Source organism: Psychrosphaera sp. F3M07 (assembly GCF_018860345.1).
In the GTDB taxonomy this organism is placed as follows: Bacteria; Pseudomonadota; Gammaproteobacteria; order Enterobacterales; family Alteromonadaceae; genus Psychrosphaera; species Psychrosphaera aquimarina.
The window spans coordinates 1-12,614 of the sequence record NZ_JAHKPJ010000022.1 but is presented as its reverse complement, the minus strand read 5'-3'; the positions used below and the strand labels follow the sequence as shown (position 1 = coordinate 12,614).

At 37.3% G+C, this 12,614-nt stretch carries 12 protein-coding genes; 1 reads left to right on the top strand and 11 read right to left on the bottom strand.

Translation table 11 applies throughout. The features are described 5' to 3' along the window. Positions 1–50 precede the first annotated feature (50 nt). Together ribF and murJ are read right to left on the bottom strand one after the other, a co-directional pair. Entirely contained in the window at positions 51–974 is a 924-nt protein-coding gene (gene ribF / locus KO505_RS13675) for a bifunctional riboflavin kinase/FAD synthetase (RefSeq protein ID WP_216056034.1), read from the bottom strand. A gap of 150 nt (positions 975–1,124) precedes the next feature. Further along, positions 1,125–2,681 (bottom strand): murein biosynthesis integral membrane protein MurJ, encoded by a 1,557-nt coding sequence (gene murJ, locus KO505_RS13670; RefSeq protein ID WP_216056051.1) that lies wholly within the window; start codon positions 2,679–2,681, stop codon positions 1,125–1,127. 210 nt (positions 2,682–2,891) lie between these two features. Between murJ and rpsT the strand changes: the two genes are divergently transcribed. Further along, entirely contained in the window at positions 2,892–3,152 is a 261-nt protein-coding gene (gene rpsT / locus KO505_RS13665) for a 30S ribosomal protein S20 (RefSeq protein ID WP_216056033.1), read from the top strand. Positions 3,153–3,271: 119 nt separating this feature from the next. Here rpsT and KO505_RS13660 read toward each other — a convergent pair whose 3' ends face one another. The 9 genes from KO505_RS13660 to KO505_RS13620 all read right to left on the bottom strand — a co-directional run bounded on the left by KO505_RS13660 (position 3,272) and on the right by KO505_RS13620 (position 12,210). Continuing rightward, positions 3,272–3,658, bottom strand: coding sequence for an MAPEG family protein (locus tag KO505_RS13660; protein ID WP_216056032.1), 387 nt, complete (start codon positions 3,656–3,658; stop codon positions 3,272–3,274). A 97-nt stretch (positions 3,659–3,755) separates the two neighbouring features. Next, a complete protein-coding gene (gene adk / locus KO505_RS13655; RefSeq protein WP_216056031.1) occupies positions 3,756–4,400 on the bottom strand; it encodes an adenylate kinase in 645 nt (214 codons plus the stop codon). Positions 4,401–4,603: 203 nt separating this feature from the next. Then, on the bottom strand, positions 4,604–6,532 hold the full coding sequence (gene htpG / locus KO505_RS13650; protein ID WP_216056030.1) for a molecular chaperone HtpG: 1,929 nt from the start codon (positions 6,530–6,532) through the stop codon (positions 4,604–4,606). 167 nt (positions 6,533–6,699) lie between these two features. Beyond that, positions 6,700–7,296 carry a recombination mediator RecR gene (gene recR / locus KO505_RS13645; RefSeq protein ID WP_216056029.1) on the bottom strand — a complete coding sequence of 199 codons (597 nt, stop codon included), beginning with the start codon at positions 7,294–7,296 and terminating at the stop codon, positions 6,700–6,702. Positions 7,297–7,308: 12 nt separating this feature from the next. Beyond that, positions 7,309–7,635, bottom strand: a complete 327-nt coding sequence (locus KO505_RS13640; protein ID WP_216056050.1) for a YbaB/EbfC family nucleoid-associated protein — start codon at positions 7,633–7,635, stop codon at positions 7,309–7,311. 100 nt (positions 7,636–7,735) lie between these two features. Continuing rightward, positions 7,736–9,967, bottom strand: coding sequence for a DNA polymerase III subunit gamma/tau (dnaX, locus tag KO505_RS13635; protein WP_216056028.1), 2,232 nt, complete (start codon positions 9,965–9,967; stop codon positions 7,736–7,738). A 16-nt stretch (positions 9,968–9,983) separates the two neighbouring features. Beyond that, complete coding sequence (gene apt, locus KO505_RS13630) at positions 9,984–10,517, bottom strand: adenine phosphoribosyltransferase (RefSeq protein ID WP_216056027.1); 534 nt, start codon at positions 10,515–10,517, stop codon at positions 9,984–9,986. Positions 10,518–10,631: 114 nt separating this feature from the next. Continuing rightward, positions 10,632–11,375: a DUF2063 domain-containing protein gene (locus tag KO505_RS13625; RefSeq protein WP_216056026.1), complete on the bottom strand. Its 744-nt coding sequence runs from the start codon at positions 11,373–11,375 to the stop codon at positions 10,632–10,634. After that, on the bottom strand, positions 11,368–12,210 hold the full coding sequence (locus KO505_RS13620) for a DUF692 domain-containing protein (protein ID WP_216056025.1): 843 nt from the start codon (positions 12,208–12,210) through the stop codon (positions 11,368–11,370). The genes KO505_RS13625 and KO505_RS13620 overlap by 8 nt, the downstream gene beginning before the upstream one ends. Positions 12,211–12,614 lie beyond the last annotated feature (404 nt).

Genomic DNA, 12,614 nt, shown 5'->3' with positions numbered 1-12,614 from the left:
CGTAATTTATAATTTAAGAGTAAATACCTTATTGGTAATGCTCGAATAATTTATTTAAATAGTTCAGCTTTTGCAGTATTTACATCTGCGTGGATCTGCTGGATTAATTCATCTACCGAGTTAAATTTTTGTTCTTCTCGGATTTTAAACAAAGGTTCAATACTTAACCTTTGTCCATAAATATTGTCATTGAAGTCAAACAAATGCACTTCTAATACTGGCTTAACCCCGTTTAACGTAGGTTTATTGCCAATATTGGCTACACCAAAGAAACCTTTATTTTGCCATTGTACTTGTACAGCAAATACGCCTCTAATTGGTAATACTTTTCTTTTTACCGCTATATTTGCCGTTGGAAATCCAAATTTCCGACCATTTTTATCGCCATGTATCACTTTGCCATGGAATTTAAATGGTTCACCTAATAAGGCAGTGGCTACTTCAAAGTCAGACTCATTTAAACTGCATCGTACTTCCGTACTGCTTGCCCGCTTATTGGAATATTCAAACGTTTTACTGTCATCAACATTAAAACCAAACTGTTTTGACTGTTGCTGTAACAATTCAAAATTGCCAATTCGCTTTTGGCCAAATCTAAAGTCGTCGCCAACAATTAAGTGTTTCACCCCTAATTTTTTAACTAATAAGGTCTCAATAAATTGCTCTGCAGTCATGGCCGCAAAAGCAGGATTAAATCGAATACAAATTAGTCTGTCGACTCCCATACGTTTTAACTTTTCAAATTTTTCACGAAACGTTAATACTCTGGCAGAGGCTTTATCTTTAAGAAAAACTTCTTGTGGTTGTGGCTCAAATAACATTACTACAGCAGGCACATTGTACTTAAGTGCTGCTTGTTTTAATTTTTGTAAAACATACTGGTGCCCGATATGCACACCATCAAAATTACCTATGGTTAAAACACAGTTTCTATGATTTTCAGTAATATTAACTAAACCGCGAACTAACTCCATCACCACTACTTTTAAAGATAAAAAAACGGTCAAATTATAACGGTAAATGAGGGGCAATTACTAGCGTACAACACGCTAATTCTGTTGGATAAAAGGGAATATAACCAATTTAAATCGACATTAGTTTAAATTGGTTAAATAATCTGCAGATTAAAAGTTGGATTTCAAATCTCTTAGTCTAAAACCTAAACTAAACAGCGCAATAAAATAACAAACAATGGCAATGCTAATTAAGCCAAATAATCTTATGAGTAAGTGAGAAAATGCAGTTACTTCTAACGGCCAATTAACATGACTTAACCATACGACATAACCCATCAATGCCGTAGACAACAACAATTTACCAATCCAAATTAGCGACTGGCGAGATATTTTATACACTCCTTGTTGATGTAATCCTTTGTACAATAACGCGGCGTTTAACGTACCTGACATAGCGGTTGCGATAGCTAAACCGACAAAACCAAAAAACGGCGCTAACATAAAATTAAAAACGATATTGGCTAGCATTGAAATGATACCAATGCGAACTGGCGTCTTAGTATCCTGTCTTGCAAAATAGCCTGGCGCTAGTACCTTTACCGTCATGTAACTCATTAGACCGGAACAATAAGCCACCAGCGCCCACTGAACATGCATGGCATCGTCAGGGGTGAATTTTCCATGCAAATACAGCACTTCAATAATTAATGGCCCTAAAATCATTAACCCCGCCATTGCCGGAAAGGCTAACATCAAGACAAAACGTACCGCCCAATCAATGGTATTTTGAAACGCTTGAGGGTCATCATTAGAATGTAATTTTGATAAGCTCGGCAGAATTACAGTGGCAATACCAATACCAAACAAACCTAACGGAAACTCAATCAATCTATCAGCGTAATATAACCAACTAATAGAACCTGTAATTAAAAACGAAGCTATAACCGTATCAACCAAAGCGTTTAACTGATGCACAGACACACCTAAAATAGCCGGTAACATCAAGATACGAATACGTTTTACGTATACATCATTCCATCCCCACTTTGGCAACACCAGCAATCCAGCTTTCGCCATAAATGGCAATTGGAATAAAAACTGTATTAACCCGCCGAGAAATACACCGATTGCCAATGCATAGGCTGGATCAGAAAACGAATCTCTTAACGTGATGGCGCAAACAATAATGGCTATATTTAGAAATACTGGCGTAAATGCCGCTACAGCAAATTTATTGTAGGTATTTAATACAGCGCCAGCTAACGCAACAAAGGTGATAAAAAATAAATAGGGGAAAGTGATTTTTAATAAAACCGACGCCATTTCAAATTTGCCAACATCGGCACCACCAGACAATGAATCTAAAAACCAACCTGGACTAAACACCATCACAATTATCGGTGAGGCTATAACGGCGAATAAAGTGATCAGTGTGACGATAACCCCTAATGTTCCAGCTACTTTAGCCACTAACTCGCGAACTTCATCATCACCATGTTTTTCTTTAACTTCCGTTAATACAGGAACAAAAGCTTGAGCAAACGCACCTTCGGCAAATAAACGTCTTAAAAAATTGGGAATTCGGTTAGCAAAAAAATAGACATCGGCGTTAACACCAGCACCAACTAAAGTTGCTATAACAACATCTCGCACTAATCCTAATACCCTAGAGATCAATGTCATAAATGAGACTATTAAACCAGAACGCAACAGGGCCAAGTGAATTACCTTTTAAATTAAACAGTTAAACGAGGGGATATGACATATTAGAGTGCCAGATATTACTCTTTTTTTATAGATAAAGTCTTTCTCAGAATTAATTAATTATATTATCTTCCATATATTGTTCAAAGGGTTTGACAAAAGTTTGAAATAAAGGCAAACTTCGCGGCCTTAAAAACCGGTAAATTTAGAATTATTATTTAGGAGTCAGCCTTGGCTAACATAAAGTCTGCTAAGAAACGCGTTATAACTTCTGAAAAGAGTCGTCGTCACAACGCAAGCCGTCGCTCTATGATGCGTACTTACATTAAAAAAGTAGTTGCAGCAATTGCTGCTGGTCAAAAAACTGAAGCACAAGAAGCATTCGTTGCTTTAGTGCCTGTTTTAGATCGTTATGCTACTAAAGGTCTTATTCACAAAAATAAAGCAGCTCGTCAGAAAAGTCGCTTTAATGCTCAAATCAAAGCTCTTTAATTTAAGCGCTTTAATTTAAGATTGTTATAAGAATAATAAAAAACCGAAATGGTTCGCCACTTCGGTTTTTTTGTATCTAGAATTTGTGTTTATATATTTTTAAGCAGTTCATCTATGTATTAATACACAACCAAAATATTAAGCACTGCAGCTATCATCATCATGCCAAAGGTTAAGGTGCCGCCAACAAATCTTGGCATTGAAGTACCCGCGCTCTTACTTAGCCCCATAACATGTAAAATTCTACCCAAAAACAACATAGATCCAAGTACATGTAAGACCCACATTTGGCCGCCATTAAGCTCTAATAATAACAATAGAAATAAAGCCAAAGGCACGTATTCCGAAAAGTTACCGTGAACACGTATTGCTCTATGTAGCTCACGCTCTTTGCCGTGACCTATGCCCACTTGGAACTTACGACGCAACAATATCACCCTAAATGATAAAGCCACATAAAATAAGCCCAGTATACCAGCGTAAAACGCTGTAAATTCAACATTCATTATCACTACCTTTTAATTATTAACCAATATATGCAATTGGCTTTTGAAATAAAAAAGCCCACAAATATGTGGGCTTTATAAATAATTTATATAGTAATTAGCCTAATATTGCAGCTAACTTTGCACTAATATCTTCAACCGGTTGAGTACCCTCAATCGTTGTAAAGTTTGTATTTCCAGCTTGAGCTTCAGCTTTGTAATAAGCAACGAGTGGTTGCGTTTGTTCATGGTAAACACCTAAACGCTTACGAACAGTCTCTTCTTTATCGTCATCACGAATACTTAAGTCTTCACCAGTCACGTCGTCTTTACCTTCCACTTTAGGTGGATTATAAACAACATGATAAACGCGACCTGAACCTGGGTGAACACGACGACCAGACATACGTCCAACGATCACTTCATCCGGTACATCGAATTCCAAACAATGATCAACGGTAATACCATTTTCTTTCATTGCATCAGCTTGAGGAATAGTACGAGGGAAACCGTCTAACAAGAAGCCATTTGCACAATCAGCTTTTGTAATACGTTCTTTTACTAAACCAATGATCAGTTCATCTGACACTAATTGACCTGCGTCCATTACTTTTTTTGCTTCTATCCCCAAAGGCGTACCTTCTTTGATAGCAGCACGTAACATGTCGCCAGTTGAAATTTGCGGGATGCCGTATTTATTCATTAAGAATTGAGCTTGTGTCCCCTTACCAGCGCCCGGTGCGCCTAGTAAAATTATCCGCATGGATATGTCCTCAGATTGATAGTTTTTAGAAATCTTTATATTGTCGGGAATATTGTCATATTACAAAAGGGATGACAACCCGCGTGATAGGGGAACCGACTAAAGTCTAATTCTTTTTACTTTAAACTGTACAAAAAAAGGAGCATAAGCTCCTTTTTTGTATCATTTTCTTACTTCTGTGTTTCTACAGGATTAAGATTCTATTACTTAGTTAATGACAACATTAAGTCATTCATGCGTTTTACAAATGAACCTGGGTCAGTCAATGTACCTCGCTCTGCTAACGTCGCTTGGTCTAATAACACTTCAACCCATTGTTTGTATTGTTCTTCGTCTTGCACTTGATCGACATGTTTAACTAACTCATGTTCCATATTAACTTCAAATACAGGTTTAACATCTGGAACAGGCTGTCCCATTTGTTTCATCAACTCAATCATTTGTGGGCTCATGTCTGCATTGTCTGTCACGATACACGCTGGTGAATCAGTTAAGCGATGTGAAACTTTAACTTCTTTAACGTTATCCGTTAATACCGCTTTCATTCTTGCCACAGAAGATTCAAATGTTTTATCCGCTTCTTCTTGTGCTTTTTTGGTTTCTTCGTCGTCTAAATCACCTAAGTCTAAGTCACCACGAGTAACTGAAACTAATGACTTACCGTCAAACTCATTAAGGTGAGATAATAACCATTCATCAATGCGGTCATACATAAGTACCACTTCAACGCCTTTCTTGCGGAAGATCTCTAATGCAGGATTGTTTTTCGCCGCTTCGTATGAGTCAGCAACAATATAATAAATCTTATCTTGCCCTTCTTTCATACGCTCAATGTAATCAACAAAACCAACTGATTGAGTTGCATCTTCGGTATGAGTAGAAGCAAAACGCAGTAGTTTTGCGATAGCTTCTTTGTTTACCATGTCTTCAGCTGGCCCTTCTTTTAGCACTTGGCCAAATTCGTTCCAGAAGGTTTGATAATTTTCTTTATCATTTTTACCCATGCGGTCTAACATTTTTAACACACGAGTTGTGCAACCTTTACGTAATGTTTGCGTTATTTTGTTATCTTGCAAAATTTCACGAGAAACATTCAAAGGTAGGTCATTTGAGTCAATTAAGCCTTTTACAAAACGTAAGTATGTTGGCATAAACTGCTCAGCGTCATCCATGATGAATACACGTTGAACGTACAGTTTAAGTCCGCGTTGTTTATCACGGTTCCATAAATCAAAAGGCGCTTTTTTAGGGATATATAATAATGATGTATATTCGCTATTACCTTCAACTTTGTTATGAGCCCATGTCATTGGGTCGTCAAAGTCATGACTGATATGTTTGTAGAACTCTTGGTAGTCTTTATCTTCTAACTCAGACTTGTCTAACGTCCATAAAGCGTCGGCTTTGTTAATCACTTCCCATTCACCTGGCGTAGCAGCAATTTTCTCGCCGTCTTCACCTTCAGATTCAGGTGTGCCTTCTTTCCACATTTCTACTGGCGTAGAGATATGGTCTGAGTATTTCTTGATGATTTCACGAAGTTTCCAGTTATTGGCAAATTCTTTTTCTTCTTCAGATAAGAATAACGTGATTTCAGTACCGCGGTTTTCTTTTGTGATGGTTTCTAAGGTGAATTCGCCTTCACCTTCACTGGTCCATTCAACACCCGCTGACGCATCGTCACCAGCTTTACGTGAGCGTACAACAACCTTATCGGCTACGATAAACGCTGAATAAAAACCAACACCAAACTGGCCAATAAGTTGTGAGTCTTTTGCTTTATCGCCTGATAAGTTTTTGAAGAAATCGGCAGTGCCCGACTTAGCGATGGTACCTAAATGCTCAGCCGCTTCTTGTTGAGTCATACCAATACCATTGTCATCAATTGTGATGGTATTTTTAGTTTCATCAAAGGTTACACGTACACGTAACTGACCATCATTTTCATAAAGGTCGTTATTAGACAAAGCTTCAAAACGTAATTTATCTGATGCGTCCGCTGCGTTTGAAATAAGTTCGCGTAAAAAGATCTCTTTATTTGAATATAAAGAGTGGATCATCAGTTGTAATAGTTGTTTGACTTCGGTTTGAAAACCGTGAGTTTGTTTACCTTGAGCAGCTGCTTCAGCCATCTGTAAGATCTCCTGTGTTTAATGTGTATCAAATTCGGTCTATCTGCCGAAACGTTGATAACTTAATAGGAGCGTATATTTGAAAATCAAGGGAGAGATGAAAGATAAGATGGTTATTTGAGTTAAATATAACCACCTTACAACTTTGGCTTAGCGCTTTAAATTAATTAGAACAGTTTTCGGCCCATTAATGCATGAGTAATAGTTGAACTATCCACCATTTCTAATTCACCACCAACAGGTATACCATGCGCAATTCGAGTAATAGCAATATTATGAGACTTACAAATATCGGCAATATAGTGTGAGGTTGCTTCACCTTCTACACTGGGGTTTAATGCCAAGATCACTTCACTAACATGACCATTTTCTAATAGATCTTCTAATTGGAATAAACCAATTTCACTTGGACCAATACCGTCAATGGGTGACAAACAACCATGTAAAACAAAATAACGTCCACTAAATTGTGCGCTTTGCTCAACAGCAGCTAAATCAGAAGCACTTTCTACAATACATAAAGTACCATCGATGGCTCGTTTGCTGTTTTTGCAAATGTCACATAATTCTAGCTCAGTGTAATTACGGCACTCTGAACATTGGCCAATATTGTCCATTGAATCCAGTAATACTGCCGCTAATTCTTTACCGGCCTGACGTTTTCTTTGTAATAAATGAAACGCCATGCGTTGAGCCGTTTTAGGCCCAACACCAGGTAAACATTGTAATTGCTCGATCAGATTCGCTAATAATGATTGGCTCATATTATCGGCTAATTAAAATGGTAGTTTCATACCTGGAGGCATGCCCATACCACCAGTAACTTTTGACATTTCTTCTTTGTTGGTTTCTTCAACACGACGAACCGCATCATTAATTGCCGCTGCAATTAAGTCTTCTAACATGTCTTTGTCGTCTTCCATTAAAGACTCGTCAATATCGACACGTTTAACGCTGTGACTACCTAACATAGTGACTTTAACAAGACCTGCACCTGATTCACCAACCACTTCCATTTTGGCTAAATCTTCTTGCATTTTTGCCATCTTATCTTGCATTGCTTGGGCTTGTTTCATGATGTTGCCCATTCCGCCTTTAAACATATTCATTTCCTCATTTCTTTAAATATTAATCTTTGATACTAAATCGTTAATGGCCAATAAATATGGCCTAATTGATAAAATACAAGTCCGTTCATTTTGCCTATAATGGCGTAATTGAGCCGGCGACTATCCTACCGTCAAACTCATTTAATAACGTTTTAACCATAGGATCGTTATTAATGCTCTGCTCTGCTCTTTGTTGACGATTTTGGTTAATGTCTTTTTGTATTTCAGCCGGAGCATACTCAACTAATTCAGACTTGTTTATTATAAATTCACATTGTGGCGCTAACCTAAGCACAACTTCATTAAGCTCCGCTTCCGTTTTATCGTTCAACAGGTGAGCAAACTCTTGTTTAACCACTAACTCAATATGATTATCATTTATTTCCACCGCACCATGCAATGCTAGCTGCCTTGCCCTTCCGGCTAAATCAGAACTTTCTATTAACGATGCCCAATTGTCTACCTGATGAGCATATCTAACTTCTTCATGTTCCAGAGGCATAAGTTCAGCTTCCGGTTCGAACACTTCAACGTCATTGTTTGTTTCTGCATTTTGATTATCTTCGCTAAAACCCTCATGGTGTAAAGAATTTACCTCTGTACTCTGGGATTGCTCCGCATTTTGGGATTCAGGTATAGCGTGATTTAAATTACTGTCAAAACCACGAGCGGCCAAAATAGCCATGACCGGGCTATCAAACTCTAAAGTGCTAGGGTTAGGATCAGTTCCTTCTGAAACAACAGACGTGTTATTAACAACATCCTCGTTCATTGGTGGAGCTTCGGCATTCGGATTAACGAATTGAAGTTCGTTAGAAGGTGTATGTTCTAAGTCTTGTGTAACAGAGCTATCGTCGGCAATATTAACTTCCGTTGGCTGCTGAGGTGCAAAACCTTGGCTTTGTGCAATATCGTTGTAGAAGTTCTGTTGCGCCAACAACTCACTTTCAGTAACCGCTTCCTGAGCGTCAATTGACTGCTCTGCAGCTTTAGAATGCAGTGTCTCTGTGCCTAAATCATCTTGCTTTGCTATCGGCTTATTGAGCTCTGTTGTTACTGCTTCAAAGCTAGCCATATCAGTTGGCTGAGTTTGACTTTGCAATGCATTCACATCAGGAATACTTTTTAACTGAGGCTCAACAACTGGCGAGACTGCATTTTTATTTTGTTCAGAGTCGGTAATTGGGGTACGGGGCAAATCTATTTCAGAGTTTTTTTTTACCACTAAATCTGAAAAATCAGTGACAGGTTTAAATGCCAACATTCTTAAACATATCATTTCAAAACTAGCGTATGGGTCTGAGCTAATTTTTAAATCACGTTTACCTTGTAGCAAAATTTGGTAATAAACCTGAACGACTTGGGGAGCAACTTGGCTAGCTGCAGCCGTAATAAATTCGCTAATATTATGATTCAATTGTGCTGCATTTGGCATAATTTGAGTTAACGCAATTTGATGGCAAACACTTAATAAATCATCTAAAACCTTATCAATATCTGGATTTTGTTTGGTCAATCGGGCAAATTCATCTACCAAACTATCAGCGTCATTGCTTAATATTGCAGACAATATATTTTGACTCCAGCTGATATCAACTGTGCCCATCATTTGTTGCACTATCTCTAAGGTAACGTTTTGACCAGACTGAGCAATAGCTTGGTCTGTTAAACTTAATCCATCCCGCATACTACCTTTGGCGTATTTAGCTAACAGTAATAACGCCTCTTGTTCAAAAGGAAGTTGTTCCGCAACTAAAATGCGATTTAACTGCTCCGATATTTGTTTAATCGATAGGGCTTGTAAATTAAATTGTAAACAGCGAGATAATATTGTGACGGGCAGCTTCTGTGGATCTGTGGTGGCCAATAAGAACTTAACGTGTTCAGGTGGTTCTTCTAACGTTTTTAACAAAGCGTTAAAACTGTGACGTGACAACATGTGTACTTCATCTATTAGATAGACTTTGTAACGACCTCGTGTCGGTGCGTATTGCACGTTATCTAAAATTTCTCGGGTATCACCCACTTTAGTTCTTGATGCCGCATCAATTTCTATTAAATCGACAAAACGTCCGGCATCAACATCTAAACAAGTACCACACTGTCCACAAGGTTCTGCAGAAATACCTGTTTCACAATTTAAGCTTTTCGCAAAAATACGAGCTATGGTGGTTTTACCCACCCCACGAGTTCCGGTAAATAAATAAGCGTGGTGAAGCCTTTGATTACTCAATCCATTGATAAGTGCAGCTTTAACATGCTCTTGACCAACTAATTCAGCAAATTTTGCAGGACGCCATTTACGTGCGAGAACTTGATAACTCATTTAATTAACCTTTTAGCTATTCGCCATCAAACTCAGTTAATGAATAACAATTGATATCCAATTTTTCTAATCTTATTTCGCCGCCTAAAGCAGGTAAATTAACAACAAAACAGGCGTCGTTTACTGTCGCGCCCAATTGTCTAATCAGTGACGTTGTTGCTTCGATTGTACCGCCAGTGGCAAGTAAATCATCTACCATTAATACTTTATCAGCAGACGTAAGTGCGTCGGTGTGAATTTGCATAGTATCAGTTCCATATTCTAACTGATAATCTTGAGAGATAACTGCCCGAGGTAACTTACCTGGTTTTCTTACAGGAATAAATGGAACACCCATTTTTAATGCTAAAGGCGCACCAAAAATAAAACCACGCGCTTCCGTACCAACGATAGCAGTAATGCCTTGATCTTTATATTTGGTTTCAAACAATTCAATGGTTTTAGCAAAGGCTTCTGCGTTTTGCATTAACGAGGTGACATCACGAAACATGATCCCAGCTTTTGGGTAATCTGGAATGGTTTTTATACTACTTTTAATTAAATCTAACATGTTTTACCTAAATACTAATATTACCATTCCAGTATGACAGATTGGCTGCTTTGGAAAAACCTTTGAAATGATTTATTTAACAATAATAATGACCATGTTCTAACGCTATGAATATTATGCTGGCTTTACTAACTTTAGCTGTAAAAAACGAGGCAATGCATTGGCTAAAAAGTCGTCCATTTGTGCTTCCGTAAAACTTTCGTTCAGACCAATCAATTCATTAATAAGTGATTGTTTTGTTATACCGGCATTCTGTTGAATTAATTGCAAAAGGATGACGGTTAATTGATCGACTAAAATGAACTTCACATTAAATTCAACATTTCGATACACCACGAGCCCCGTTAGTTGAGGCTCAATAGTGTCATAATTATCTAAAGAGATTACATGCACTGGGTAATTATATAATAATGGATAACACTCCGGTGACAGAATAAAACCATCTAGCTTATTAACACCATCATTTTCTGTGTTTGTTTTATAAACATTTGGTTTAACGCTTAAGTCTAATTCAATCCATTCGTAATGCGCTAATTCAGCAAGATAAGGGAAATCTGGGTAGTCACTTTGTTTTTCAATTAAATATGACAGAAACTCTTGTGAAATTTCAATAAAATGAGGTGTTTCGCATTGATGTTCAACGAAAAAACGTCTGACTAAACGCCCCCATTTTTCAGTACCCAACAGACTTTGAGTTACCGGAAAGGCCGTACTGCAAAAACTCTCAATGTTATTAAAAAATAACTCTTTGTAAATAGTGACACGTCTAGACTCTATGTTGTCTAATTCACCTTTTCCGGTCCTAATTCTATTCGCCAATTGTAACTGTAGAGCCTGGAATGAATTCGTATTACTCATTAACAGCCTCCTTTTGATACTTAGCTTGTATTTTCTTAATCGTATTTACTTCGTTAAACAATTCATCCATTGCAGGAATATTAAAATCCCGTTCTAACAACGTGGGATATACTCCATGTTTTTGATAGGCAAATTCTAGTAACGACCAAACAGAATCTATGACATCTGACCCATGAGTATCAACCTTTAAGTCATCCGCTTCATCATAATGACCTGCAATATGGCCATACAGAATACGTTCGGAAGGCAAACCTTGAATGAATGTTTTACTGTCGTATTTATGGTTGATAGAATTTACATAAACATTATTTACATCTAACAATAATAGACAGTCAGATTCTTCCAGAACAGCATTAGTAAATTCAAGTTCAGATAATTCTGACGATTGACTTAAATAAGAAGAAACATTCTCAATAGCAATCTTTTGTTCAAGGATATCTTGAACCTGTTTAATACGATCAGCAACGTAATGAACGGCTTCGGTAGTGAAAGGAATTGGCATTAAGTCATACATATGACCATCAGCTGAACAGTAACTTAAGTGCTCGGTGTAATGTTTAATTTTATATTTACGTAGAAATTGGCCAACTTCTTTTACAAAATTAATATCTAGAGGATCAGGGCTACCTAAAGATAACGATAAACCATGGGTAACCATATTGTGTTTATCTGAAACTTGTTCAAATAAGTGTTGGTATTTCCCCCCTAATCGCATCCAGTTTTCTGGAGCCACTTCTAAAAAATCCACGTATTCTGTGGTTAATAAATCTAATTCAGACTCCATTTCACGACGAAACCCAAGTCCAGCCCCACTCACTAATGCATTATTATTCATTTGAACTGCTATATATCTACATTTATATAAATTAACTGACTAATAAGAACAGACAATACGGTAAAAACTTTCGGATGAACATATTAATAAAAAATTTATGAATAAAAGAATAGATGACTTTACGTTGTTTGCATCTCACAACGGGTAGCTTTAAAAGCTATAAGCTATAAGCTATAAGCTATAAGCTATAAGCTATAAGCTATAAGCTATAAGCTATAAGCTATAAGCGTAATTTAAACTTAAATTGTAGACAATAGATAAAGCCATACTAAATGAACATGGAGTTGTTTTTATAAGAGTGGAGTCTGTTGCTTTTGCGCTGCCTGTAACTCGCGTCTCGTAACTCGTAACTCGCGGCTAATTTAACCTTAAATTTTAGACAATAAAAAACCCCACACTCAATG

Bases quoted from the DNA above. Each gene is read 5' to 3' on its own strand.
- ribF (WP_216056034.1), bottom strand. From the start codon at position 974: ATGGAGTTAGTTCGCGGTTTAGTTAATATTACTGAAAATCATAGAAAC.
- KO505_RS13660 (WP_216056032.1), bottom strand. From the start codon at position 3,658: ATGAATGTTGAATTTACAGCGTTTTACGCTGGTATACTGGGCTTATTT.
- adk (WP_216056031.1), bottom strand. From the start codon at position 4,400: ATGCGGATAATTTTACTAGGCGCACCGGGCGCTGGTAAGGGGACACAA.
- htpG (WP_216056030.1), bottom strand. From the start codon at position 6,532: ATGGCTGAAGCAGCTGCTCAAGGTAAACAAACTCACGGTTTTCAAACC.
- recR (WP_216056029.1), bottom strand. From the start codon at position 7,296: ATGAGCCAATCATTATTAGCGAATCTGATCGAGCAATTACAATGTTTA.
- KO505_RS13640 (WP_216056050.1), bottom strand. From the start codon at position 7,635: ATGTTTAAAGGCGGAATGGGCAACATCATGAAACAAGCCCAAGCAATG.
- dnaX (WP_216056028.1), bottom strand. From the start codon at position 9,967: ATGAGTTATCAAGTTCTCGCACGTAAATGGCGTCCTGCAAAATTTGCT.
- apt (WP_216056027.1), bottom strand. From the start codon at position 10,517: ATGTTAGATTTAATTAAAAGTAGTATAAAAACCATTCCAGATTACCCA.
- KO505_RS13625 (WP_216056026.1), bottom strand. From the start codon at position 11,375: ATGAGTAATACGAATTCATTCCAGGCTCTACAGTTACAATTGGCGAAT.
- KO505_RS13620 (WP_216056025.1), bottom strand. From the start codon at position 12,210: ATGAATAATAATGCATTAGTGAGTGGGGCTGGACTTGGGTTTCGTCGT.